Origin of the sequence: Mucilaginibacter aquariorum (assembly GCF_024498135.1) — a bacterium.
Lineage (GTDB): Bacteria > Bacteroidota > Bacteroidia > Sphingobacteriales > Sphingobacteriaceae > Mucilaginibacter > Mucilaginibacter aquariorum.
Genome location: NZ_JANHOH010000001.1, coordinates 1,910,104 through 1,935,785 on the forward strand (window position 1 = coordinate 1,910,104; position 25,682 = coordinate 1,935,785).

General features: G+C 41.6%; 20 protein-coding genes. 6 read left to right on the forward strand and 14 right to left on the reverse strand.

The annotated features are described in order from the left end of the window. Positions 1-81: 81 nt before the first annotated feature. On the reverse strand, positions 82-1,140 hold the full coding sequence (locus NPE20_RS08220) for a mandelate racemase/muconate lactonizing enzyme family protein (protein ID WP_256538677.1): 1,059 nt from the start codon (positions 1,138-1,140) through the stop codon (positions 82-84). A 158-nt stretch (positions 1,141-1,298) separates the two neighbouring features. Here NPE20_RS08220 and NPE20_RS08225 point away from each other — a divergent pair, with 158 nt between their 5' ends. The 5 genes from NPE20_RS08225 to NPE20_RS08245 all read left to right on the forward strand — a co-directional run bounded on the left by NPE20_RS08225 (position 1,299) and on the right by NPE20_RS08245 (position 6,056). Continuing rightward, the gene (locus NPE20_RS08225; RefSeq protein ID WP_256538133.1) at positions 1,299-1,673 is read left to right on the forward strand and encodes a hypothetical protein; all 375 of its coding nucleotides are present in this window, start codon (positions 1,299-1,301) and stop codon (positions 1,671-1,673) included. A 161-nt stretch (positions 1,674-1,834) separates the two neighbouring features. After that, a complete protein-coding gene (locus tag NPE20_RS08230) occupies positions 1,835-2,575 on the forward strand; it encodes a DUF4290 domain-containing protein (RefSeq protein ID WP_256538134.1) in 741 nt (246 codons plus the stop codon). A gap of 115 nt (positions 2,576-2,690) precedes the next feature. Next, positions 2,691-3,998, forward strand: coding sequence for a UDP-N-acetylglucosamine 1-carboxyvinyltransferase (gene murA, locus NPE20_RS08235; protein WP_256538135.1), 1,308 nt, complete (start codon positions 2,691-2,693; stop codon positions 3,996-3,998). A 130-nt stretch (positions 3,999-4,128) separates the two neighbouring features. Continuing rightward, a complete protein-coding gene (locus NPE20_RS08240) occupies positions 4,129-5,685 on the forward strand; it encodes an ArnT family glycosyltransferase (RefSeq protein ID WP_256538136.1) in 1,557 nt (518 codons plus the stop codon). Next, positions 5,685-6,056 carry a DMT family protein gene (locus NPE20_RS08245; protein ID WP_256538137.1) on the forward strand — a complete coding sequence of 124 codons (372 nt, stop codon included), beginning with the start codon at positions 5,685-5,687 and terminating at the stop codon, positions 6,054-6,056. The genes NPE20_RS08240 and NPE20_RS08245 overlap by 1 nt, the downstream gene beginning before the upstream one ends. A 190-nt stretch (positions 6,057-6,246) precedes the next feature. Here the strand turns inward: NPE20_RS08245 and NPE20_RS08250 are convergent, their stop codons facing one another. From NPE20_RS08250 to NPE20_RS08305, 12 genes are all read right to left on the reverse strand, one after another. Next, entirely contained in the window at positions 6,247-7,107 is an 861-nt protein-coding gene (locus NPE20_RS08250; protein WP_256538138.1) for a hypothetical protein, read from the reverse strand. Positions 7,108-7,196: 89 nt separating this feature from the next. Next, positions 7,197-8,558, reverse strand: coding sequence for a pyridoxal-phosphate dependent enzyme (locus NPE20_RS08255; protein WP_256538139.1), 1,362 nt, complete (start codon positions 8,556-8,558; stop codon positions 7,197-7,199). A gap of 178 nt (positions 8,559-8,736) precedes the next feature. Beyond that, positions 8,737-9,597, reverse strand: coding sequence for an AMP nucleosidase (locus NPE20_RS08260; protein WP_256538140.1), 861 nt, complete (start codon positions 9,595-9,597; stop codon positions 8,737-8,739). Positions 9,598-9,728: 131 nt separating this feature from the next. Beyond that, on the reverse strand, positions 9,729-10,967 hold the full coding sequence (gene clpX / locus NPE20_RS08265; RefSeq protein ID WP_256538141.1) for an ATP-dependent Clp protease ATP-binding subunit ClpX: 1,239 nt from the start codon (positions 10,965-10,967) through the stop codon (positions 9,729-9,731). An 89-nt stretch (positions 10,968-11,056) separates the two neighbouring features. Next, positions 11,057-11,788 (reverse strand): ATP-dependent Clp protease proteolytic subunit, encoded by a 732-nt coding sequence (locus NPE20_RS08270; RefSeq protein WP_256538142.1) that lies wholly within the window; start codon positions 11,786-11,788, stop codon positions 11,057-11,059. A 180-nt stretch (positions 11,789-11,968) separates the two neighbouring features. Then, positions 11,969-13,318 carry a trigger factor gene (gene tig / locus NPE20_RS08275; RefSeq protein ID WP_256538143.1) on the reverse strand — a complete coding sequence of 450 codons (1,350 nt, stop codon included), beginning with the start codon at positions 13,316-13,318 and terminating at the stop codon, positions 11,969-11,971. Between the two features lie 92 nt (positions 13,319-13,410). Next, on the reverse strand, positions 13,411-14,400 hold the full coding sequence (locus tag NPE20_RS08280) for a c-type cytochrome (RefSeq protein ID WP_256538144.1): 990 nt from the start codon (positions 14,398-14,400) through the stop codon (positions 13,411-13,413). 86 nt (positions 14,401-14,486) lie between these two features. Beyond that, positions 14,487-15,212 (reverse strand): head GIN domain-containing protein, encoded by a 726-nt coding sequence (locus NPE20_RS08285; protein ID WP_256538145.1) that lies wholly within the window; start codon positions 15,210-15,212, stop codon positions 14,487-14,489. Between the two features lie 122 nt (positions 15,213-15,334). Then, on the reverse strand, positions 15,335-15,943 hold the full coding sequence (locus NPE20_RS08290) for a GIN domain-containing protein (protein ID WP_256538146.1): 609 nt from the start codon (positions 15,941-15,943) through the stop codon (positions 15,335-15,337). Between the two features lie 493 nt (positions 15,944-16,436). Beyond that, a complete protein-coding gene (locus tag NPE20_RS08295; RefSeq protein WP_256538147.1) occupies positions 16,437-17,048 on the reverse strand; it encodes a GIN domain-containing protein in 612 nt (203 codons plus the stop codon). Between the two features lie 323 nt (positions 17,049-17,371). After that, positions 17,372-19,264, reverse strand: coding sequence for a RecQ family ATP-dependent DNA helicase (locus tag NPE20_RS08300; protein ID WP_256538148.1), 1,893 nt, complete (start codon positions 19,262-19,264; stop codon positions 17,372-17,374). Between the two features lie 192 nt (positions 19,265-19,456). Beyond that, on the reverse strand, positions 19,457-20,743 hold the full coding sequence (locus NPE20_RS08305; RefSeq protein WP_256538149.1) for a citrate synthase: 1,287 nt from the start codon (positions 20,741-20,743) through the stop codon (positions 19,457-19,459). 148 nt (positions 20,744-20,891) lie between these two features. Here NPE20_RS08305 and NPE20_RS08310 point away from each other — a divergent pair, with 148 nt between their 5' ends. After that, on the forward strand, positions 20,892-24,176 hold the full coding sequence (locus NPE20_RS08310) for a PAS domain-containing hybrid sensor histidine kinase/response regulator (protein WP_256538150.1): 3,285 nt from the start codon (positions 20,892-20,894) through the stop codon (positions 24,174-24,176). 184 nt (positions 24,177-24,360) lie between these two features. On the opposite strand, the gene NPE20_RS08315 is transcribed toward NPE20_RS08310, so the two are convergent. Beyond that, positions 24,361-25,608 carry an ABC transporter permease gene (locus NPE20_RS08315; RefSeq protein ID WP_256538151.1) on the reverse strand — a complete coding sequence of 416 codons (1,248 nt, stop codon included), beginning with the start codon at positions 25,606-25,608 and terminating at the stop codon, positions 24,361-24,363. Positions 25,609-25,682: the final 74 nt, after the last annotated feature.

The following is a 25,682-nucleotide window of genomic DNA, read 5'->3' on the forward strand; positions in this document are numbered from 1 at the left end:
AATGCCGAAAAAAAGAAGACACATCCTGCTTTAGTAAATCTTTAGCAATAAGCCAATGGAAGCATCCATTGGCTTATTTGTTTATTTAATGGTTACCAATTCGCATTTAGACAAAAATCCCTCATCGGCATCCGCCCCTATCCCGGGTGCATCACTTATACTTAGCTTATAACCATCGTAAGTTACACCGCCAATGCAGGGGTCTGCAAGGTGGCCAAGCATGCAGGTATCCATATCGTAAAACTTAATATTAGGGCTGGCGTACACAAAGTGTAATTTAGCGCTCAAGGCTATGCGGCTTTCCAGCATACCGCCCATCATACAGAGGATACCTTTTTCTGCAGCAGTATCATGGATCTTCTTAGCTTCCAGTATCCCGCCGGATTTTGCCATTTTTATGTTGATATAATCGCATGATCCGCTGTTTATCTGCATCCGGGCATCGTGGTGATTATAAACGCTTTCATCAGCCATGATTTTTACGGGCGATACTTGCATTAGCCGGGGCAGGCGGTCGTCATACCATGTTCGCATAGGTTGTTCGCAAAACTCAATATCGTATTGGCCAATCGCCTGTAAGGCAAAAACAGCGTCTTCAAAACTCCAGCCCTGGTTGGCGTCCACCCGTATCTTCATCTGCGGACCAACCGCTTCACGGATCTGTTTAATGCGCTCTACATCTGTTTCGGCACCCTTACCCAGTTTCACCTTTAAAATATGAGCGCCGGATGCTTTAAAATCGAGGGCTTTTTTGGCCATGGCTTCGGGTGTATTTATGCCGATGGTGATATCGCTTTCAACCACATGCCTTTCGCCACCTAAAAACTTGTATAAAGGCAGTCCCGCATTTTTGGCTGCAATATCATAAAGGGCAATATCAAAAGCACTTTTAATTGTGGTGTTACCTGCGGCGGCATCATGCAATTGCTGCATGCGTGCAGGGATCTCCAGCGCGTCTTTCCCTATCCAAAGCTTCGCAAAATCTTTCGCCATAGCCAGGCAGGTATCCTGCGTTTCGCCCACAATCATGGGGAAGGCCGAGCATTCGCCCACACCGTAAAAGCCTTTATCGGTATGGATGCGGATAAACACATTCTGCGCGTGGTCCATAGTACCGGTAGCTATGGTAAAGGGTTCCATGGGGATGCTGAAACGGTAAATATCTATCGATGTAATATTGACGGTATTTTTCACGCATCTAATGTGTTAAATGTTTTTTGCAAAACCAATGAGGTGCTTAATTTAGAAATTTAATTATATTGCTCCTAATAATCGATCTCTTATTACATTTACACTATATGGCAACTGTACATCCTAATTACATTAAATCATCCAACATAATAATATTAAGTATACTGGTTGGCCTTTTAAACCTTGCATTTTCGCAAACCCCATTAAATACGCCACAATCTATAGGTGCATTCTTAACCACTATTTTGTTCCTGGCAGCTATAGCTTTTTTAGTTAGAAAAGGTTTAAGCTGGATGAAATACGTTTTATTGGTATTATCAATAATAGGGGTTGCAGGATTGGTTATGATCATTTTGAAAAAACCTGTTTTTAACGGGGTTCTGGTAGTAAACATTGTTCAAACTCTACTACAGCTTTGGGCTTTAATAATCCTTTTCACTATTCCTAAAAGTGCCGGTGCAGTAGCAGGCAAAAACAAATAAAAGCGTTTTCCTGGTGTTTGTTAATTAACACATTTACCGTATATTTGCGTTAGTACTTCGTACGCATTCATTTTGGTTCTCCGGTTTCTACCTCTGTTTTAAGAAACTGTCCATGAGCCGAAAAGCACTTCAAGAGATCTTATTTAATTAAAAAAATATACATGGCATTAACAAATCTGCCTGGTCCGTTTGATTATAACTCAACCAGGAATAAACTTTTACTGAGCGAATACGGCCGTAACGTTCAAAATATGGTGAAATATATTGTAGCGTTACCAACCAAAGAGGAACGCAACAAGTACGCCCAAGTGGTTATAGACCTGATGGGCTTTTTAAACCCTCACCTGCGTGATGTAGCCGATTTTAAGCACAAACTTTGGGATCACCTGCACATTATATCTGATTTTCAGTTGGATGTAGATTCGCCGTACCCTAAGCCAAGCCCCGAAGCTATCCACTTAAAGCCCGAGCCGCTTAAATATCCGCATCAGCGCATAAAATACAAGCACTACGGTAAAACCATCGAAATGATGATAGAGAAGGCTAAAGCCATTGAAGAGCCCGACCGTAAACGTCATATGGTACAAGCTATAGCCAATTTTATGAAAATGGCTTATGTACAATGGAACAAAGATTCTGTTGCCGATGAAACCATCCTGTCTGACCTTTACGCCTTATCTGGCGGTACATTAAAACTGGAAGAGAACATTAATCTTAACCGTGTTGAGTTCCGCGCTAATCCATACAACAACAATCAAAACAACAACAACCGCGGTCGTACCCAAAACAACCGTGGCGGCAGCGGTGGTGGTGGCGGTGGTCGTACCAACAATAACAACCCGCGCAATAACAACAACCAAAATAACCGTAACCGTAATCCCGGAGGGGCTAAGAAGTATTAGTCGATAGATAATAGGCCATGTACGATAGATGAAGATTGGATAAGTAGCGTACTTTTCTGATCTTTGCCGAACCATGGGCTATCGACCATCGTCTATGGACTACAAACAAAAAACTATGAGAAACGCATTCGAAATACAGGGCGGTAAAAAGCTTAAGGGCGAGATCATCCCACAGGGAGCAAAAAACGAAGCATTACAAATTATATCGGCTGTGTTACTAACCAGCCAAAAAATGACCATCAGCAACATCCCTGATATACAAGATGTAAACAAGCTGATAGAGTTACTGGGCGACATGGGTGTTGAGGTGAACCGCATATCGCGCGATACCTGCACTTTTGAAGCTAAAGAGATAGATCAGGATTTTTTTAATTCGGAAGCGTTTAAAACAAAGGGCGGCGGTTTACGCGGCTCTATTATGATATTGGGCCCGCTATTGGCGCGTTTTGGCAAAGCATCTATCCCAAAACCGGGTGGCGATAAAATTGGCCGCCGCCGTTTGGATACCCACTTCCTGGGTTTTGAAAAATTGGGCGCAAGGTTTGATTTTAACCCCGAAAATGGTTTTTATAACGTAGATGCATCAAATCTGCACGGTACTTATATCCTGCTTGATGAGGCATCGGTTACCGGTACGGCTAACATTGTAATGGCTGCCGTGCTTGCAAAAGGCACAACCACTATTTACAATGCGGCCTGCGAGCCATACCTGCAACAGCTTTGTAAAATGCTTAACCGCATGGGTGCAAAAATTAGCGGTATAGCTTCAAACCTGCTGACTATTGAAGGTGTTAGCGAGCTTGGTGGTACCGACCACCGCATGCTGCCTGATATGATAGAGATAGGATCGTTTATTGGCCTTGCCGCCATGACTGGTTCTGAAATTACTATTAAAGACGTGCATTACGACGAACTGGGTATGATCCCTGACGTGTTTAAACGTTTGGGTATTAAACTGGAGCGCCGCGGTGATGATATCTACATACCATCGCAAGACCATTACGAGATAGATACTTTTATTGATGGCTCGTTACTAACCGTAGCCGATTCGCCATGGCCGGGCTTTACGCCCGATCTGCTGAGCATTGTGCTGGTTGTGGCCACACAAGCTAAAGGTTCGGTATTGATCCACCAGAAAATGTTTGAGAGCCGTTTATTCTTTGTTGATAAATTGCTGGATATGGGTGCCAACATCATCCTTTGCGATCCGCACCGCGCAACCGTTATTGGTTTAGATAAAATGGTGCAGCTGCGTGGTATCTCTATGACATCGCCGGATATACGTGCCGGGGTATCGTTACTGATAGCCGCGTTATCCGCGCAAGGTCAATCAACCATTTACAATATCGAACAAATTGAACGTGGTTACCAAAACATTGACGAGCGCCTAAAAGCGCTTGGTGCCGATATTAAAAGAGTGTAATTCTCTTTATACAAACAACTGAAGGATTAAGGACAAAGGACGGGATGCATTAGCTCCCTCGTCTTTTGTCCTTTCTCGTTTTATCGTTCCTCCAATTTTATTACCTTTAGCACAACCATTATATCCATCAATGCCTTATAAAAACCGAAGATCATCGTATTCTACCTTTATACTGATCTTTGTCGCATTAAAAATAGTGCTCAACCTATTTGCTATCAGTCACTTTGGTTTCCATCGTGATGAGCTGCTGCATTTGGTTTTAGGCGATCATTTAGATTGGGGTTATAAAGAAGTCCCCCCTTTTATAGCCTTGTTGGCAAAAATAACACTTTCTGTTTTTGGCGATTCTGTTTTTGCCGCGCGGATCTTTTCGACCATAGCCAGCGCGTTTATTATTTGGCTTACCGGGCAAATCACTGCCGAAATAGGCGGCCGCAGGTTTGCCATTACCCTGGCTTGTTTAGCGCTGATACTCGCCCCTGCATTTGCTGCATCGGGATACCTTTTTCAACCTGTAGTTTTTGATCAGTTATGGTGGGTGGTAACCGTTTGGCTTTTTGTACGCTACTTAAATACCGCTACCGTAAAATATTTATACTGGCTTGGCGTAGCAGTTGGTTTTGGCATGCTTACCAAGTACACCATGGCCTTCTTTACAGTTTCACTTATTATTGGCATTTTAATAAGCAGGGAGCGCAAATTGCTGTTTAACAGACATGTGCTGTTTTCGGCGATAATTGCGGTGCTCATATTTTTGCCTAATATTATCTGGCAGTTTATGCACCATCTCCCTGTAATTCACCATATGAAGGAGCTAAGGGAAACCCAATTGGATTATGTAAAGCCAATGGATTTTGTGATGCAGCAAATTTTAGTGAACGGCCCATCGTTAGTTATTTGGCTTACGGGTTTTATCAGTCTGTTGTTCTCTTTCCGCTTACGCAGGTTCAGGTTTTTGGCTATTGCTTATATCCTAATATTCCTGTTTCTGCTACAAATGAACGGTAAAAATTATTACCTGTTTGGCGCCTACCCAATGCTGTTTGCCGCAGGCGGTTTTGCCTTTGAGCAATTATTAAAAAGAAACGCGTATGCTCTGCGCACAGCTGTCATCATACTTTTTGTTGCACCTAATCTGCTTTTATTACCACTGGTGTTGCCTATACTTTCGCTTAACAGCACATTGGCCAGTTTCCGGTTTGTTCAAAAAAACATGCCGTTCCTCAATTTTTTAACCACCTGGGAAGATCATAAGCAACACCCCTTAACACAAGATTATGCCGATATGCTGGGCTGGGACGAAATGGCAAAAAAGGTTTCAGACACGTACCATAGCCTCACCCCCGAACAGCAAAAAAACACACAGATTTATGCCGACAATTATGGCCTGGCAGGTGCCATACACCATTACAGGCATAAATATAATTTACCGGAAGTAATATCGCTTAATAGCAGCTTTCAGCTTTGGGCAGCGGATGATTTAAACGCGAAGTATATCATTTATGTAGATGATGACGATAATGTTGAAAGAAGGATTGGCCCTTTGGTAGAGAGCTATCGCGAAACCGGGCGGATCTTAAACCCATTGGCCCGTGAGCATAATTCAAGGGTTTATCTTATCACCAATCCGTCGCCAAAGCTAAATGAAGTTTACAGGAAAGAACTGGCTCTAAAAAGATTAAGATAATGCGCGGATTAAAAACGATCCTTTTTCTTACCATATCCAATACCTTTATGACGTTTGCCTGGTATGGTCACCTTAAATTTAAGGAGTACGACTGGGGCAAAAACCTTGGCCTTATATCCGTTATCCTCATCAGTTGGGGGCTGGCATTTTTTGAATATCTTTTTCAGGTACCGGCAAACCGGGCAGGCTTTAAAGCTGATGGCGGCCCGTTCACTTTAGTACAATTAAAAACCATCCAGGAGGCTATTACCCTTACCATGTTTATGGTGTTCACCATTGTATTCTTCAAAACCGAAAAGCTGGGCTGGAACCATTTAGTTGGTTTCGCGCTGATAGTGCTGGCAGTGTTTGTAATATTTAAGAAGTGGTGATTAGATGTGCAGATGCGAGAATATGCAGATGTGCGGATGAATATCCCTGTCATGCTGAACCTCGTGAAGCATCTAATCGCCGACATGCATTCGATATGCAAAGTTCGCTAATAGATCCTTCGCTATCGCTCAGGATGACAAGTTAGGTTAGTATAAACAAAAAGAGACGCAAAGAATCGCGTCCCTACAATTATTGAACGATCAATGAAAACGTCTTTTTACTATCTCCTCCCATTAATACACTTGAACTATGGGTTTCCATTACACCGTCATAGCTTAGCCATTTACCTTTGGTGACAGAAAATTTGGCTATTGCTTTATGTATCATCTTCATAAACATTTTTCCATCTTCCCCTTCACCAAATAAACCGCCAAATCCAAATTTTCCTATCACGTATTCCTCTATATCGTATTTTACTGTTACGATTTTATCCGCGCCGGTATTATCAATGGCTGTTATCGATACATTATTTCTTTTATATGCGCTATCGCACTTAAAATTCTGATCCATACTAATCAGATTCGTGTTAATACTCCAACTATCTCCAACTTTAACAGGTTTACCCGGGAGTTGAAAAAATAATGCTATCAGGTTCCTTTGGTCATTTTTAAGGTAAAAACTTTGGATGTCACCATTTTCGTATACTGCGCCACGTAGCATAACACCTCCGTTCATTTTGCTCATCATTTGGAAAAGGTTAGCCATTTGTGATGTGTCCTTAACCTCCTTAGTTTCCGGAAGCACCATTTCAATATCTATGATATTCTTGTTACTTCGTTTTAACCTGGTTATATAATGATCGGGCTCCATTTTTTGAAGTTCCCGTATCTGCTTTTGAAAATCAAATCCGTCAGTGCTATCACTCTTTAGATTTTTAAACAATTCAGGAACCTGCGCTTTACTGTTCGAATCCATCTGCGCCTTCATAATTGTTTTATAGACGATCGAATCGCCGGGCTTTAATTTCCATAGTAAAGTTTCGGCGTTTTGTGCATGGCAGGCAAAGGATATGATCACGAATGACCAGACGAATAAAAGTTTATTGAACATGTGATAAAATTGTCCACTAATATAACACCTTATATAAACAAAAAAGACGCGAAGTATCGCGTCTCTACATTATATGATCTTTATTATATCTACGCCGATATAGCGTTGATAATATCGTACTGCGTGATGATCGCTATTTTACCGTTATCATCCTCAACCAGCACAGCAATGTTGTCTTTATTGATCATGCCCGAGATCTTATCGATAGACGTATTCAGATCGATAAAAGGGAATGGTGCGGTTGATATGTTTTTGATGGGCTGCGATTTAATACCCGGGTTCTCTATCAGCGAATCTAAAATATCACTCTCGGTTATTTTGCCTATCACCATACCCTTTTGGGTAACAGGGATCTGGCTAATGTTAAGCGATTTGATGGTATTTATAGCCTCCAGGACAGTCTTTTCGCAGTCAATGGTAACAATCTCCAGGTTTTCTTTTTTGCCGATGATATGGCGTGCGGTAAGCTTCTCTTCTTTCAGGAAACCACGATCGCGCAACCAATCGTCATTATACATTTTGCCCAGGTAACGGGTACCGTGGTCAGGGAATATAATAACCACTACATCGCCTTCTTTAAACTTATCTTTCATTTGCAGTAAACCTGCAACAGCCGAGCCGGTTGAGTTGCCAGCGAATATGCCTTCTTTGCGGGCAATCTCGCGGGTCATCAGGGCGGCATCCTTGTCGGTCACTTTTTCGAAGTGGTCTATCAGGCTAAAATCAACATTTTCCGGTAAAAAATCTTCCCCTATACCTTCGGTGATGTATGGGTAGATCTCGTTCTTATCAAACTCGCCTGTCTCCTTGTATTTTTTAAATACCGAACCATAAGTATCTATACCCAATACCTGTATGGCAGGGTTCTTTTCTTTCAAAAACCTTGCTGTGCCGGATATAGTACCGCCTGTACCTACCCCTACTATCAGGTGGGTTATTTTACCTTCGGTTTGTTCCCAAATCTCGGGGCCGGTTTGCTCGTAGTGTGCCTGCGAGTTGCTCAGGTTATCGTACTGGTTCGGTTTCCATGAATTAGGTACCTCGCGCTCTAAGCGTGATGATACCGAGTAGTAAGACCGTGGATCTTCGGGCTCAACATTTGTTGGGCAAACAATAACTTCGGCACCAAAAGCACGCAGGGCATCAAACTTTTCTTTTGATTGCTTATCAGTACTGGTAAAAATACATTTGTAGCCTTTAATAACCGCTGCAATGGCCAGGCCCATACCTGTATTGCCCGATGTACCTTCAATTATGGTTCCGCCCGGTTTAAGTTTACCACTTTTTTCGGCATCCTCAATCATTTTAAGGGCCATACGGTCTTTTATAGAGTTACCGGGATTGGTAGTTTCTATTTTAGCCAATACCGTTGCCGGGATATCTTTTGCTACTTTATTCAATTTTACCAGGGGCGTATTGCCGATGGTTTCCAGTATATTATTGTACCACATATGTAAATTCTACTAAACCTGTATACTTACAGGATAAGGTTCAAAATTAGCAATTATTCTGTCAGGATTTGAATTTATAGTATTAAAGAATTGCTATTCTATCATCGGCGATATAATCGCAAAACCATGTTAAGCACTCGTCACAGACGAGCGCAAGTTTAAAAAACAAATCACCAACTTAAAACTTCAAATGCTTCACCGTTAAGCCACCGTTTATTAATTGCTTTAACGATTGTATGCCTACACGCAAATGGGTTTCTACATACTGTTCTGTTACACTCGAATCGCTTTCGGCAGTTTTAACACCTTCGGGTATCATGGGCTGGTCAGATACCAGCAGCAAGGCCCCGGTTGGTATTTTGTTGGCAAAACCTGTGGTAAAAATGGTTGCCGTTTCCATATCAATGGCCATGGCACGCAGTTCTTTCAAATACTTTTTAAACTCTTTGTCGTGCTCCCAAACACGGCGGTTGGTAGTATAACAGGTTCCGGTCCAATAATCGCGTGAGTGGTCTCGTATGGTGGTTGAAATAGCCTTCTGCAAGGCGAATGAAGGCAGTGCAGGTACTTCTGCCGGCAGGTAATCGTTTGATGTACCTTCGCCCCTGATGGCGGCGATCGGCAGTATCAGATCGCCTACGTTGTTCTTCTTTTTTAAACCACCGCACTTACCCAAAAATATAACCGCCTTTGGGTGTATGGCAGTAAGCAGATCCATTACGGTAGCTGCAACCGAGCTGCCCATACCAAAGTTAATAATGGTAATACCATCGGCAGTTACGCTTTGCATTGGCTTATCAAGCCCCATTATAGGCGCATCACTATGCCATTGCGAAAACAGCTGCAGATATTTAGAGAAATTGGTAAGTATAATATATTCGCCAAAGGCATCTAACGGGCGGCCGGTATAGCGTGGCAGCCAGTTAGCTACAATAGCTTCTTTTGTTTTTAATCCTGATTTTACCGGCGACTGTATCTCTTTCATCTTTTTTGCCGGTACGGTGTTGTCGTCTTTCTTTACATCTAATTCTTCGTTCATCTTTTTTTCCTCTTTTTTTGTGTATGTATATATTTCAAGGGCATAAAACCCTTTTATACAGCAAACCCCGGTGTGTTTCACCAGGGTTAGTGTGTAATATACGAAAATAAATTTATACTAACAAATAATTGTTAAGCCACCTTTAACTTTTTAAGATCAGATTTTTCAAATTTCTCCCTGGCATATTCAAGCGTCACATTTAAACGCTTAACATCCTTTTTAGACGGGAATTCGAACATGGCATCAATCATGATAGCTTCACATATCGAGCGTAAACCACGTGCACCAAGCTTAAATTCCATTGCTTTATCAACAATAAAATCAAGCACTTCGGTATCAAACTCAAGCTTTACTCCTTCGTACTCAAACAATTTTTTGTACTGCTTAAGCAGGGAGTTTTTTGGCTCGGTTAATATATTGTGCAGTGCTTCGCGATCAAGCGGGTTAAGGTAAGTTAACACCGGTAAACGGCCTATCAGCTCGGGTATCAACCCAAACGATTTCAGATCCTGCGGGGTAATGTACTTGTACAGGTTTTTCATGTCTATCTCACTGTCGTCGCGTTTCATTTTGTAACCAACAGTTTGGGTACGCAGGCGGTTAGCTATCTTTTTCTCGATGCTATCAAACGCGCCACCGCAAATAAACAGGATGTTGCTGGTGTTAACGGTGATCATTTTTTGATCGGGATGTTTACGGCCGCCTTGTGGTGGTACGTTAACCATGGTACCTTCCAGTATCTTCAGTAACGCTTGCTGTACACCTTCGCCGCTTACATCGCGGGTGATGGATGCGTTATCGCTTTTGCGGGCAATTTTATCAACCTCATCAATATATACAATACCGCGTTCGGCAGTGTTTACATCGTAATCTGCAGATTGCAGCAACCGGGTTAAAATGCTTTCCACATCCTCGCCTACATAACCGGCTTCTGTTAATACAGTAGCATCGCAAATACAAAACGGAACGTTAAGAATTTTAGCCAGGGTTTTTGCCAGTAAAGTTTTACCTGTACCGGTTTCGCCCACCATTATAATGTTCGATTTTTCTATCTCTACCTCATCCTTATCAATGCGCTGGTTTAACCTCTTGTAGTGGTTATATACAGCTACAGACAATACCTTTTTAGCATCGTCCTGCCCAATAATGTATTGGTCAAGGTGAGATTTTATTTCGGCTGGTTTTAATACAGCAGGTATCGCCGGCGACGCTTTAACTTTACGCACCTTCAGCTCTTCTGCCAATATCTCATTTGCCTGATCAACACATTTATCACAAATGTGCGCGTCAAGCCCGGCTATCAGCATCAGGGAATCCTGCTTTCCTGCTCCGCAAAACGAGCACCTTATCTCCTTGCTGTTCTTGTTCATCGTATCGGATTTTATCAAAAATAGTGATTTGATAATTTATAACAAAGCCTTCTGTTGTTTAGAAGGCTTTGCCTTACCAAATGTTATTCTTATTTACTCGTGTTCGCTCTTAAAATTTCATCAACCATACCAAATTCTTTTGCTTCTTCAGCAATCATCCAATGGTCGCGGTCTGATGCATCCCAAACAGTCTGATAATCAGTACCGCTATGGTCTGCTATAATTTGATACAGTTCTTTTTTCAGCTTTGTGATTTCGTGATATGTGATCTCGATATCCGACTGCTGACCTTGAGCACCGCCCGATGGCTGGTGTATCATTACCCTTGCATGTGGCAAAGCCGCACGCTTACCTTTTGTACCGGCAACTAATAATACCGCGCCCATTGACGCCGCCATACCTGTACAAATTGTGGCTACATCGTTTGATATAAACTGCATGGTATCATATATACCCAAACCCGCGTAAACTGAACCACCCGGAGAGTTGATATAGATTTGAATATCGCGTTTACTATCGGCCGACTGCAGGAATAGCAATTGGGCCTGTATAATGTTTGCAATATTTTCATAAATAGCATCGCCCAGGAATATGATACGGTCCATCATTAAACGCGAGAACACGTCCATCTGGGCCACATTCATCTGGCGTTCTTCAATGATATAAGGTGTCATACCGGTAATACCGGCACCGGTAACAATACCTGATGGGGTGCTGCTGCGGTTTACACCGCCAATAAATTTATCTACATAAGTGCTGCTAATGCGGTGGTGTTTAACAGCATATTTTCTGAATTCGTTTTTATCTGGATTACTGTTCATGTGTTTGTATTTTATTTGTTGTGGTGCGGGTTGGTTGCCCCGCGATAAATATAGTTTTTAGTTGAATAGATTTTGTACTAATTAGTTTGGTGAAAGTAAAAAATTATTTATCCCTATAACACAAAAGCATCTGCTGGTAGGCAAATGCTTTTGGTGAATATGATATTGAACGTATACTGTTTATGCAGTAAGCTTGTTAAAATCAGAAAATAAGATCTCTTTTTTATCAAGCGTAATAACACTCTTAATGTAATCAAATACCTTAAGGGCTTTTACTTGTTCAAATACTTTATTAGCATTCTCTTTGTTTTGCAGGTATTGCACAGTGTATTGTCCCAATTGCTCTTCGCTTAAAGCTTGCGGGCTGTACATTCTAAACTGTTGGTCTAAACTGCCTTTTGCAAACTCAAACACTTCTTCGTATTTAACATCGATGTTGTTATCCTTCATCAATTTATTTTCGATAAGCGTCCATTTAAGGTTTTTAGCAAAATCGTTGTAACCACCTTCCAGTTCTTCTTCGGTTAGTTTCTCGTTCGTAGCTTTTAACCAGCGTTTCAAAAATGCGTCAGGTAAATCAAAACTTACTTTTTCAATGCTGTAATTGTAAATTTCGTCCTGCAGTTTGCGGTCGGCATCCTGCACCATCATCATTTCTAACTCTTCGGTTATTTTAGCCCTGAAACCAGCCTCGTCAGTAACTACACCTTCACCAAATAATTTATCAAAGAACTCCTGGTTTAAATCACCTTCTTCTAAACGGTTAACATTTTTAACAGTTAGTTTGAAGTTTGATTTTAGATCAGCTGCTTCATCTTCTTCAATTTTTAATAAACCTGCAACCTTAGCTGCATCATTATCAAAAGCCGCGTTGATGTCAAATACCAGTTCGTCGCCTTTTTTCAAACCAATTAATGATGCTTTAATTTTATCATCCTTAATTTGATCTAAACGTACCGATGCGGTATTGCTTATGCCATCCTCAAAAACAGAACCATCCGGAGAAAGCTGTGTTAATTCGGCATAAAGAACATCATCATCTGCCGATACGTCAGGATTTGTCATTTTGCCATAGCTACGACGAATGTTTTTGATACGGGACTCTAAAGTTTCGTCATCAACTTTTATTACGTATTGTGGCAATTTATCTTTCGATGAAAAATCGATATCAAACTCAGGTGCCAAACCAACTTCGTAATTAAACTCAAAGTTATCGGCAAAATCCCAGTTGTATTCTTTTTTATCATCAACTTTTGGCAAAGGCTGGCCTAATACTTCAAGTTTTTCTTCGTCTAAATATTTATTTAAAGTATCAGATAACATATTGTTGATCTCGTCAACCAAAATGCTTTTACCGTACATTTTTTTGATGTGCCCAACCGGAACCATACCCGGACGAAATCCTGGTAATTTTGCTTTTTTAGCATGGTCTTTCATTGCCTTTTCAACCCTTGGCTGGTAATCTTCGGGGTTAATGTTGATCTTAACAACTGTATTCAGGTTATCAATTTTTTCCTGTGATATATTCATCTTTTTTACCGGGTATTAATTTAATCCTTTGAAAATATAACCGTGGTGGCTATACAAAATTCGAGGCGCAAAAGTATGAATTTATTTTGAATTTAATTGGTTATTGGCTTGCTTTGAAATTTTACAACACTGTTTTTTACAGGCTTAACTGTTTTAAGGTAAGCGTATATAGCTCCCAGATCTTTTTGGGTCATGCCGCCATATTTCCACCAGGGCATAATTGTTTGAAATTGCCCGGCTTTAACCGTAACAGGTTTTGCTGTACCATTGGCATATTGTGTAAAACGGGCTACAAATTGCTCTTTGCTCCATGTGCCTATGCCTGTTTCTTTATCGGGTGTTATATTGGGTGATTGCAGGGTTGAGCCACCGCCAAGGCTGTATTCGTTACCCCCGGCCAAATCCATTCCGGGTATGGGCACGCCTTTATCTGCTTTTGTATGGCATTCGCGGCAGGCGGCTGCCTGCACCAGGTATGCCCCATAGGCTAAGGTATCATTGTCGTTTGGCCTTTTGCCTGGCTCTGCTTTTTTAGGCATGGTGTTTACAATAAGGTTAAGCGGGAAATCAAGCTTACGCTTAGGGTAAGTAGTTTCGTGCGGCTGTAACGTGCGGATATAGGCGATGATATCATAAACATCTTCCGGATCCATTTTTGAATATGATTGCCATGGCATTATCGGGAAAATGGCCGAGCCATCCTTTTTAACCCCGGTTGTTATTGCACGGTATAGTTCACCATCCGTCCAGTTTTTTAAGTTGGCCGGTGTTATGTTGGGCACATACACCTCGCCGGGGAAATTGATGCGTCCGTCAAACTTTTCGCCGCCGGCCCCTAAAACAGCGCTATCTATTGGCGCTGCAAATACATCCCATTTACGGGTGCTGTGGCAATCAACACAGGCGGCAACATTATTGGCCAGGTATTTTCCGTGTTCGATGCGTTGCGGGGTTAAATCAACTTTAATATTTTGCGGTTCGCCAACATTGGGCAGGGCGAAAGTAACATAAGATATAGCTACAACAATGAGGAGAGTTACAGTGATGGCGATATACGCTATCCACTTTTTTAATTTTTTCATAATAAGTTAGGTAAGGGTATTATTTAAAATAACGATGACGGCTTTTGGCCGTCATATGTTACAGTAACATTCACTAAATTAAGTATTTAATCTATTTTTTTTATAGATGAAGCACCCGATTGATCGTTGTTAACTTTTGCCGGGTTACCACGGTATGATATGTCTGACGCGCCGCTGGTGTGTACATCCAATTCGTTCAATACGTTTATTTTACATTCGCTTGCGCCCGATGTGCTGATTTTATATTTACCTACCACAAAATCCAACGCTTCTACTTTACCGGAACCGCTCAGGTCAACCTCATGAGAAGCAGCCTGGCCTTTTAAATAGATCTCGGTAGAACCACTGCCGCCTGTACGTACATTTGCTGCATTAAGGTCAAGGTCTATTTTGGTAGAGCCCGAAAGGTCGATACTCAGATCCCGTGTATTTATACGCCCTGCCGATCTTACTTCAACCGCACCTGATGCATCTATGCCATCCAGATTTTTTACACCTATAATAATGGTTGTTTCGCCACTGCTGCAAACGTTTCTGCGGCTATGTACTTTTAATGTGCCGCCTACAACCGTAGTTTCGATGTATTTGAAAAGATTATCATCTGTAGTAATAGCTATTGATTCTGTACTATCTTGTTTAAGTGTAACCTTGTATCCGCCAGAGATATCAACTTTTGTAAAGTCAGTCATTTTACGCGTTTCGGTTCTTACGTTGCCTGTACCCTTTACGCACCTAAACCGCCTGCATGAAGAGAAGAGGGTAATTGATACGGCTGCTATTAATATTAATACTCTAAAATTGAAATTTTTCATAATGGTTTAGTTTTCTTTTTTGACGATAGTTATTAGTATGAAGTTACATTAAAAATGAAAAAAGCCATCGCTTATTTGACGGCTTTTTGAATATATGTTATTAACCCTTTTTGAATTAGATATTATAAACCTGCTAATGCGCTTGATCTAGCTATTCTGCGGTCGGGCATTTGAGTTGTTGTAGAGTTTACAGCGACAAAATCTTTATGATCAATGTTTGCTGGTTTTGAATAATTTAAGGTGTAATCGTTTATGTTACCGGTTAAGTTTGCTTTAGCGTTATCGTTTACATTTACGGTTGCTTTGAAAGCTTCTATGTTTAACTGTGCAGATGCAGTGTTGTAAAGGTTAACTTCAAAATCAAGTCTTGCTAATTTACCAAATGATTTTACTTCGGCATTGTCATAAGCAGCTATGGCTTGCAAGTCAGCGGCGGTTACCCAAACTACTAATTTTTGGTTTGCGTAAGATGAGATGCGTAATACACCGTCACGGCTTTGTACCAAAGCGCTTTCTGAGTAATATTTGTTGTAAACTTTAACCTGATCGGCAGCACCTTCAGATACATAAAGTTCAACATTCCCATGGATCTCGATCTTGTTGATCTTGCTCACATTTTTTAATACTGTACTTACTTCTTCGTTATTATTGTTTGCGTTTGCGTAAGTGTTTTTTGTGGTTACCACTGCCATAATCATTACGGCTACCATGGTGAAGATTGTTGTTTTCATTTTATTAATATTTTGATTATGAATACTATAAGTTGTGTTATGTTATTAAATACACATATATGACGAACATGGTAAAGAAACGTTACAGCCAATTAGTGTGTATTAGACACAGTGCGGGTTTATGTCGGTAAAGGGTAGAATTTTGGCGGTGAAAAGGGGGAAGAAATTAGAGGCGATTTAGAATCAGGAGGTAAAATCAGGAGACAAGAATTATTACAGGCCGCTGTAGTCACGCATCAACACGCTATCAGCCTCCTTGCCGGTTTACTCACCCCTGCCCCCTGCTAATTGGAAATAACATGGCGGACTATATCTATCGGCGAATAGATGCTTCGCTATCGCTCAGCAAGACAAGGGGGATAGGATAATAGGTTTAGAATGAAGGACTCGGAATAAAAGATTTAGCGCTATTTAAGAACTTCATTAAACAAAAAAACCACCGCACGTGGCGGTGGTTCCTGAAATATATATTGAACTTTTGCAAAAGTAATACTTATAGAATGGCTAATTCTGCGTTGTTAGCCTTAACCGGTATGTTGGTTATTGTTTTGCTGCCGTTTACAGTTGCCAGCGTTGAGTGGTTCACGGTTGCAGACTGATCTTGTTTTAAGCTATAATCGTTTACGTTACCGCTTATGTTTGCTTTTGCACGATCGTTTACGTTGATGCTTGCTTTGTAAGCGTCAAGGTTCAGGTCGGCAGATGCGGTATTGTTTAACGTTACCTCGATGTCAAGTTTTGCAAGGGTACCAAACGATTTCACCTGTGAGTTATCATTAGCAACAATTGCTTGCAGGTCATTCGCAGTTACCCAAACCACTAATTTTTTATCGGTGTAAGATGATATACGCAATACACCATTCTCGCTTTGTACCAGTGCGCTTTCAGAGTAGTACTTGTTGTAAACTTTTACCTGGTCTGCAGTACCGTCAGATACAAACAGTTCAACGTTTCCGTGCAATTCTATTTTGTTGATCTTGCTAACGTTTTTTAATACAGTGCTTACTTCGTTGTTATCGTTATTATTAACGGCTGCATAGGTTGATGTTACAGTTCCTAATGCTAAAGTGAAGATGGTGGCTATGGTTAAAAATTGAGTTTTCATTTTATTATTATTTTGATTGTGAGTGTTTTATTATTTTTCTTGTTTTTAAATACACCAATATGACGCCCCCATTTATAAAACGTTACAGCTATTTTGGGTGTATTAGATGTACAGCCCATTTATGTCGGTAAACGGCGGTTTTGTGACGGTGAAATGGTAAAGTTTTTTTGAAACGCGGGGGTGCCTTTAACGCGAGGATTTCTTTTTTGTCATGCTGAAAATCGTGAAGCATCTAATCGCCGATATGCAATTTCGATTAGGCACAGTTCGCTAATAGGTCCTTCGCTATCGCTCAGGATGACAAACGAGAAGTAGGGTTTCTCCTACAAATAATAATTCCCGCCATCGGTTTTGATCTTACCCGCATCCAGCAGCAAACGAATAGTTTCTATACGTTCCTTTTCGGTACCGAGCTTAAGGGAAGTTATCAGTTCCTCTATGGTGCGCGATCCGGTGCTCAGCAGTTCTACTATCTCATTGGTGATATCGTCGAAGATCTCGTCGGCATTTTTTTGGCGGCGCTCTTCCAGGCAAACATCACACACACCACATTTACGGGCATTGGGTTCATTAAAATAACTAAGCAGCATTTGGCTCCGGCAGCGTTTGTGTTCCGCGTAAGCGAAAACAGCCTCCATCTTTTTGCGATAGGTTTCTTTACGCTGATCTATAAACACCTTATTTATATACAGGTTATTGGCGTGCTGACGCGGTTTTAACCAGGTTATTTGTGGCTTATCTGTTTGGGGCAGGTAGCTTAACAGGTTAAAATCTTGCAATTGCTTTAAGCCGTTAATAACTTGCTGGGTGTTCATGCCGGTACGTTTGGCTATATCAAACTCTTTTACGCGCACATAATTCTCGAAAGAACCACCATACGAGCGTAGCAAGGTTTTAATAAACTGATCCCAACCAGAATTTTGGATCTGGAAGTTGTATAACTCTTCATTCAACACCTCAAACCTGAACCGCGAAGGCAGAAAAACACTTTCGTTAAAGGCCAGATATTCATCCTGCTCCAAAAACTTTAGGGCATTAAGGGTTTTAATGGCATCTAGTTGAAAACGACTACAAAACTCACCCAGATCCAGATCAAAGCTTGCACCCTCGCCGGCATCATAGGCTATCTGGCAATAATTGGCCAGGTAATGGTAAACCTGCTTTATCTCTTCAACCGACGGGAAGTTCTGGATAAATTTCTTTTCCTGCCTTAGCCTGTCTGTTGGGTTATATAATAATACCCCGTAGGCCCTTTTCTCATCACGGCCTCCCCTGCCTGCTTCCTGGTAATAAGCCTCCAGGCTATCGGGCATATCTTTATGTATCACAAACCTTACATCCGGTTTATCAATACCCATCCCAAAGGCATTAGTGGCTACAATAATGCGGGTACGGTTATTCTTCCAGGCTTCCTGTTTAGCTGATCGTTCTTCTGTTGGCAGCCCGGCGTGGTAATAATCGGCCTGTATATGGTTTTGCTGATAAAATTTAGCTATCTCAAACGTTTCTTTACGGCTGCGTACATATACTATACCGCTGCCGCTTATGCCATTGGCCACGTCCAGCAACTTGCGCAGTTTATCTTCGGTGGTTTGTACCACGTATCTTAAGTTTTTACGCTCGAAGCTTTGCTGATAAACTACGCCTTGTTTAAATAAAAGCTTTTCCTGTATATCGTCCCTTACTTCGGCCGTAGCTGTGGCTGTTAACGCCAGTACGGGCACATTTGGGTGCAGCTCGCGCAGATCAGAAATGTGCAGGTACGAGGGCCTGAAATCATAACCCCACTGCGAGATACAGTGCGCCTCGTCAACCGCGAAAAGGTTCACCTTCATGTATTTGATGCGCTCACGCACCAGTTCGGATAGTAAACGCTCGGGCGATAGGTACAAAAACTTTACCGGGCCGTAAACGCAGTTATCCAAAGCAATATCTACTTCGCGCTTGCCCATGCCCGATACTATGGCCATGGCCTCAATTCCTTTCGCCTTCAGGTTTTCTACCTGGTCTTTCATTAAGGCTATCAATGGCGATACCACAATACAGATCCCCTCCCGGGCAAGGGCAGGCACCTGGAAACATACCGATTTACCGCCGCCTGTTGGCAGTAAAGCTAATGTATCTGTACCTTGCAACACCGAATCAATGATCTCTTCCTGCAACGGCCGGAAACTGTCATATCCCCAATACTGCTTTAATATTTCGCGTGGCGTCATTGGTTGTATAAAAAAAGCCCGTCGTGCGGCGGGCTTTAAATTATGTAATATTTTTTAAAATCTTTTGCAGTCGCTCGGCTCCAGTCGAGTGACCATTATTTTCAGGCCTCCGGCCGTCTTTATCTTGCTACTGCGGCGAGACGCCACATAATATTTGTCACTCGGCTGGAGCCGAGCGACTGCTTAGTGCTCTTACCTATTCTTAATATCTGTATACTCCCTGTTTGTTTCACCAACATATACCTGGCGCGGGCGACCGATAGGCTCTTTGTTGGCTTTCATTTCTTTCCATTGTGCAATCCATCCCGGCAGGCGGCCTAAGGCAAACAGAACGGTGAACATCTCTGTAGGGAAACCAAGCGCGGTATAAATGATACCTGAATAGAAATCCACATTAGGGTAAAGCTTGCGTTCAACAAAGTAAGGATCGCTTAGCGCAACCTCTTCCAGTTTTTTGGCAATCTCTAAAGTTTCATCGTTGATGCCTAATTTCTCCAGGATATCATCACAAGCCTTTTTAATGATCTTTGCACGTGGGTCAAAGTTTTTATAAACCCTGTGTCCAAAGCCCATCAGGCGGAACGGATCATTTTTATCTTTTGCTTTGGCAACCCATTTATCAACGTCGCCGCCGTCTTGTTTAATTTTTTGAAGCATTTCTACCACCGCTTGGTTAGCACCACCATGCAGCGGGCCCCAAAGCGCAGAGATCCCTGCAGATATGGACGCATAAAGGTTAGCGTCTGATGAACCTACTATACGCACGGTTGATGTTGAACAGTTTTGCTCATGATCGGCATGCAGTATCAGCAACTTGTTCATGGCGCTCACTACAACCGGGTCAATCTCGGTATCTTCGGTACGCTGCCCAAAGGTCATGTACATAAAGTTGGTTACATAATCCAATTTGTTACGCGGGTATATAACCGGGTGCCCTAATGACTTCTTGTATATCCACGATACAATAGTGCTCATTTTGGCGATCAGTTTTATGATCTCCAGATTTACCTCTTCGGCAGATAGGCCCTGTTTTAATGATGCCGGGTTAAAGGCAGCCAACGCACCAATTAATGATGACAACTGCCCCATTGGGTGAGAACCCGACGGGAAGCCATCAAAAAATTTCTTCATATCCTCGTGTACAAGGGTATGGTGGCTTATTTCAAATTCAAATGCCTGTAGTTGTTCGGCAGTTGGCAGGTTACCATATATTAATAAGTAGGCCACTTCAATAAAGCTGGAGTTTTCTGCCAGTTGCTCTATAGAATAACCACGGTATTTTAATATACCTACCTCGCCATCTAAAAAAGTAATAGCACTTTTTGTAGCACCGGTATTTTTGTAACCAATATCTAACGTAACATATCCACTCTGATCGCGCAGCTTAGAAATATCAATGGCCTTTTCGCCCTCGGTACCTTCTATCACAGGCAAATCGTAAGTTTTATCACCGATCTTTAATTGTGCAGTTTCAGACATAGAATTAAAATAGTATTTGCAACAAATGTAAATAAATCTGCGTATTATTAGCCTTTAAGATATATTTACTCTTTGTAAAATTCTTATTAAGTAATTATGGCTTTTCTCCCTATGTTGTTTGGTATAATTAAAAAACTGCCCGCTGTATATGTCGTTTAAAAACAGGGTACTGCTATTAATTGAAAACGACATTACTATTTACAGGCTCATTTTATTGGGCTTATTAATAGCCAGTCCAGCCCTTCATTACCTGTGCTACAACAACTCTTACGATCCTATTTGGCTGCGCTTAGTTAACTGCGCTTTTTGCATCGTGGCATTAGCCTTATCGTACAGTAAAAACAGGGGCTTGTTTAAAGTTATGGTATACATTACCATATGTTCATACCTTTTTGTAAATAATTACATACTATTAGGTGTGAACAGTTTTGAGCATGTATATGTTTTTTGTTCTATCACAATATTTGTTGCCTTAACCTTATTTTGTAAACAACGCCGCGAATTTATAAGCATCAGCATATTAAACATTATTGCTGTGGTTGCGGCTTATTATACCGCCCCCCAGGTTGGAATTTCGACAAGTATACTTGTTATTTTACTGATTGTTTTTACGCTGATAGCCTACGTATCGTTCCTGGTATCGCTGGCTTATAAAATGCAGTTTAAAAAAGCGGTGAATAATATTATTCAGCTTAACGAATCATTAATAACCAATACCGAAAAACTGCGCCAAAGCCAGCAGCAGCTGCATGCGCTTATCAGCTCTATCAATTACACCATTTTTGAGTTTGACGAGAATAGGATCTGCATTAATGTATGGTTCGGCCCGCAATCTCCCGACTACCTAAAGGCCGAAGACTTCCTGAACAGAACATTGATTGAAGCTATTGGCCACGAACGGGCCAAACCATTTTTGGAGGCTTATGAGTATGTTTTAAAGCACAATGAAAGCATTAGTATAGAGTTTGCATCGGTATATGGTAAACCTTCCTGGTTTATAGCAAAAGCATCGCCGGTGCTTGATGTTAACGGCAACTATACCAAACGTATATCTATTGCAGTTACAGATATAACCGAGCAAAAGAAACACGCCGATGCTTTAATTGAAAACAAGAACCTGCTGCTACAAGCCCAGGATATTGCCAAAACAGGCAACTGGTGGTACGAAAGCGAAAACAAAAAGAGCTACTGGTCAGAAAGCCTTTTAAATATATTAGAGATAACACATGTACCAGAAGGCTTTACCCGGTTTGAATATTACCTGAGCCTGATACACCCGGACGATCGTGACCTTGCTACGAATTACTTATCCAATATTAATTCGGTTGTAGAAAATAGCCTGGAGCATAAATTTATTACCCCCAATGGCAATTTAAAATATTTAAAAATATTGCGCGGCGATTTACTGCGCGATGATAGTGGCCAATTGAAACGTGTAGTAGGTATTATACAGGATGTTACCGAATCCAGACTGAGAGAGAAAGCGATAAAGATCAGTCAGGCCGAATTACTTGAAGCCCAAACTATTGCTAAAATAGGTAACTGGAAATGGGACAGCACATCAAATATGTTATCCTGGAGTGATGAAGTTAACTCCATTTACGAGGTATGTAATACATATGGTTCGGTATCGCGCTTTGGTAAATTGCTGTTAAACTACATCCACCCGGATGATAAGTATATTGTAAAACATCTTTTTAAAAATGCTGACAATAGCGGCACATCATACGAATACCGCATTATTACACCAAAAGGGAATATCAAACACATCAGCGTAATTACCGGTAAACTAATGTATCGCGAAGATGGTACGGTGCGTAAAATTATTGGTACGCTGCAAGATATCACCCAGCGTAAACAAGCCGAAATTGATTACCGCAGAACCGAGAACAAATACCGTTTAGTGCTGGAAACCATAAAGCTGGTAGCCCTGTCATTAGATGCCGAAGGGCGGGTTGTTTTTTGTAATAAATACCTGGCCAATTTGCTTGGGTATAGCCAAATGGAAATATTGGGTATGGACTGGATGGAAAACTTTGTAACCGATGACCACCAGGATATATTGAGGGGCTGGTTTAAAAATAACGCTATTAGGGCACATTACGTTAACCCAATTATTTGCCGCAATGGCGAGCTGCGCACCATTAGCTGGCAAAACACGGTTAGTTACGACGAGAATGGCAACATTAAAGAAACTACCAGTATTGGCGAAGATATAACCATACAGCAAAAGGTAAGGCAGGAACTAATATCGGCCAAAGAACAGGCCGAGCGTTCTTCGCACTTTAAATCGGAGTTCTTGTCTATCATGAGCCACGAGATACGTACGCCAATGAACGCTGTTATAGGCACCACAAACCTACTGTTAGAAGAAAGCCCAAAGCCCGAGCAGCTGGAGTATCTAAATACCCTTAAGTTTAGCAGCGAAAACTTGCTGGCTATTATCAATGATATTTTAGATTACAATAAAATAGAGGCAGGCAAACTGCAATTGAGCAATATACCGTTCAACATACACCAACTGGTGCAAAACATAAGGCAATCATTTCACGCAAAAGCAACTGAAAAGAACCTTAATATTGAACTGATAACAGATGACAGCATCCCCGATTTTTTAATGGGCGACCAGATACGCCTGGGGCAGATCCTGATAAACCTGGTGAGCAATGCCGTTAAGTTTACGCATGAAGGCAAAGTGAGCATTGTGCTGGAAAACGAGGAGCAGGTAAACAGCAACCAAGTATCCATTAAATTTACAATAGCAGATACAGGCATTGGCATTGCTGCCGAAAACATGGCTATTGTATTTGACCCGTTTATTCTGGAACCCCAAATTATTAGCCATAATTATGGCGGTACCGGCTTAGGACTGGCTATTACCAAACGCCTTATAGAGCTTTACGAAAGCAGTATACAGGTGTTTAGCGAAGTAGGAAAAGGCACCAAATTTATTTTCTCTATCCGCTTTAATGTTGCAGGGCAGGCAACTCAATTGCCAAACACACCCGTTATTAATACCAGTGTTTTACTGCCACCTAACCTTAACGGCATGCGCATTTTAGTGGTTGATGATAACAAAATGAACCTGATGATAGCCGCCAAATTCCTTAAGAAATGGCAAGCCAGTGTAGACGAAGCCATAAACGGCCAAATAGCTGTCGACATGGTAAAAAACACCTATTACGACATGATCATAATGGACTTACAGATGCCCGTTATGGACGGTTTTGAAGCAACAGCTATTATTAAACAAAACCACCCTGATATGCCTGTTATAGCTTTCACTGCCGATGCAATGCCCGAAACCCACAACAAAGCTTTTGAAGCCGGTATGTGCGATTACCTCACCAAGCCTTTCGTTCCGGATGTATTGTTTGAAAAGGTATCTAAACACCGTAGGGTGGTGATATCTGCAGATGATTTGAAGGCGTAGGATTACATCACGTTCAGGCACACCAGTTCCTTTTCAAGGCCTCTACAGCGGTACAAAGTTTATCGACAATTAGAGAGGTATGCACAGGCATTTAAGTCTTCGACAGGCTCAGACTGACATTTCTAATTGTCATGGTGAGCTTGTGGAACCATTTGCCAACTACGCACAAAGTGCAGGTAACTTCTTAATTCGTCCTTATCGCCTCTACCGGGTCAAGTTTTGAGGCGAAGTATGCCGGTATAATGCCTGATAATACACCAATGGTAACAGATATGCCTACGCCATAAATAATGTTTCCGGCATCAAGCACCACCTGTACATCTGCCGCAGCCTTCACCGCAAAAGTGCCAAGGTAAACCATAAACAGGCCTATCCCCCCGCCCATCAGGCATAATGCAACAGCCTCAATCAAAAATTGCAATAAAATAAAGTAATTTTTAGCCCCCAGTGATTTTTGGATCCCGATGATATTGGTACGTTCTTTAACCGATACAAACATGATATTGGCTATACCAAAACCACCCACCAGGATAGAGAACAAACCTATTATAAACCCGCCTTTATTAATGATACCAAAGAGCTGATCGAGCTGGTTGGTTAATATGGTTGATTTGTTCAGCGAAAAATCATCCTCACCACCCGGGCGGATACTGTGAATAGAACGCATTAAGCCGCGTACTTCACTCTCTACTTCCACATCGCTCAGGTTATCCTGGCCACGCACCACTATCTGCGGGTTGTATTTTTCGTTCTCGATATCAATAACGTTTTTGGCAAAATTCAGTGGCAGCAATATCTCGTTATCGCTGGTAATACCCAGCATATCTTTACCCTCTTTAGTAAACACGCCAATAATGGTAACCTTGCGGCCCATAATTTTTATTTGTTTACCAACACCTGTACCATCCGGGAAAAGCGCGTCGGCTATATCGGCACCAATAATGGTAACCGGTGCCCCCGTCCTCGATTCGATATCTGTAAAGTAGCGGCCATCCTGAAAGTTAAAATTCCATGTTTTATCGTGGTCGTGCGATACGGCGTCTATTTGCGCGCCGTCAACGGTGTTGCTCAAATATTTAACAGTACGGTTATCAATGCTTATTTCGTATGAAAGCGCTTTGGCTGTTTGGCTGCGGCGCGATAACTGTTCAAAATCGCGCAGTTTTGGTACAGGCCTTTGCATATATTTCCACCACGGAAAATTATCCTCGCCTACCCAGGGCCATTTTTGCACGTAAATACTATTGCTGCCCAGTTTATCTACACTTTTTTGCAGGTTATTACGCAAAGTATCAACTGCCGATGATACCGCTATAATGGTGAAAATTCCAATGGTTACGCCCAATAACGAAAGCATTGTACGCAGCTTGTTTTGCCTGAGCGCATCATACGCAAACAAGAAGCTTTCACGGATAAGTTTTAGTAATATCATATCGCTATTTTGATGTAACCGGGCCAGCCGGCTTATTGATTTTCGCCTTAATAAAAACAGTATTTGTTAGACTG

What these genes read in the sequence shown, in the direction of transcription:
- NPE20_RS08220 (WP_256538677.1), bottom strand. Translation starts at nt 1,140, where the DNA reads ATGGAACCCTTTACCATAGCTACCGGTACTATGGACCACGCGCAGAAT.
- NPE20_RS08225 (WP_256538133.1), top strand. Translation starts at nt 1,299, where the DNA reads ATGGCAACTGTACATCCTAATTACATTAAATCATCCAACATAATAATA.
- NPE20_RS08230 (WP_256538134.1), top strand. Translation starts at nt 1,835, where the DNA reads ATGGCATTAACAAATCTGCCTGGTCCGTTTGATTATAACTCAACCAGG.
- murA (WP_256538135.1), top strand. Translation starts at nt 2,691, where the DNA reads ATGAGAAACGCATTCGAAATACAGGGCGGTAAAAAGCTTAAGGGCGAG.
- NPE20_RS08240 (WP_256538136.1), top strand. Translation starts at nt 4,129, where the DNA reads ATGCCTTATAAAAACCGAAGATCATCGTATTCTACCTTTATACTGATC.
- NPE20_RS08245 (WP_256538137.1), top strand. Translation starts at nt 5,685, where the DNA reads ATGCGCGGATTAAAAACGATCCTTTTTCTTACCATATCCAATACCTTT.
- NPE20_RS08250 (WP_256538138.1), bottom strand. Translation starts at nt 7,107, where the DNA reads ATGTTCAATAAACTTTTATTCGTCTGGTCATTCGTGATCATATCCTTT.
- NPE20_RS08255 (WP_256538139.1), bottom strand. Translation starts at nt 8,558, where the DNA reads ATGTGGTACAATAATATACTGGAAACCATCGGCAATACGCCCCTGGTA.
- NPE20_RS08260 (WP_256538140.1), bottom strand. Translation starts at nt 9,597, where the DNA reads ATGAACGAAGAATTAGATGTAAAGAAAGACGACAACACCGTACCGGCA.
- clpX (WP_256538141.1), bottom strand. Translation starts at nt 10,967, where the DNA reads ATGAACAAGAACAGCAAGGAGATAAGGTGCTCGTTTTGCGGAGCAGGA.
- NPE20_RS08270 (WP_256538142.1), bottom strand. Translation starts at nt 11,788, where the DNA reads ATGAACAGTAATCCAGATAAAAACGAATTCAGAAAATATGCTGTTAAA.
- tig (WP_256538143.1), bottom strand. Translation starts at nt 13,318, where the DNA reads ATGAATATATCACAGGAAAAAATTGATAACCTGAATACAGTTGTTAAG.
- NPE20_RS08280 (WP_256538144.1), bottom strand. Translation starts at nt 14,400, where the DNA reads ATGAAAAAATTAAAAAAGTGGATAGCGTATATCGCCATCACTGTAACT.
- NPE20_RS08285 (WP_256538145.1), bottom strand. Translation starts at nt 15,212, where the DNA reads ATGAAAAATTTCAATTTTAGAGTATTAATATTAATAGCAGCCGTATCA.
- NPE20_RS08290 (WP_256538146.1), bottom strand. Translation starts at nt 15,943, where the DNA reads ATGAAAACAACAATCTTCACCATGGTAGCCGTAATGATTATGGCAGTG.
- NPE20_RS08295 (WP_256538147.1), bottom strand. Translation starts at nt 17,048, where the DNA reads ATGAAAACTCAATTTTTAACCATAGCCACCATCTTCACTTTAGCATTA.
- NPE20_RS08300 (WP_256538148.1), bottom strand. Translation starts at nt 19,264, where the DNA reads ATGACGCCACGCGAAATATTAAAGCAGTATTGGGGATATGACAGTTTC.
- NPE20_RS08305 (WP_256538149.1), bottom strand. Translation starts at nt 20,743, where the DNA reads ATGTCTGAAACTGCACAATTAAAGATCGGTGATAAAACTTACGATTTG.
- NPE20_RS08310 (WP_256538150.1), top strand. Translation starts at nt 20,892, where the DNA reads ATGTCGTTTAAAAACAGGGTACTGCTATTAATTGAAAACGACATTACT.
- NPE20_RS08315 (WP_256538151.1), bottom strand. Translation starts at nt 25,608, where the DNA reads ATGATATTACTAAAACTTATCCGTGAAAGCTTCTTGTTTGCGTATGAT.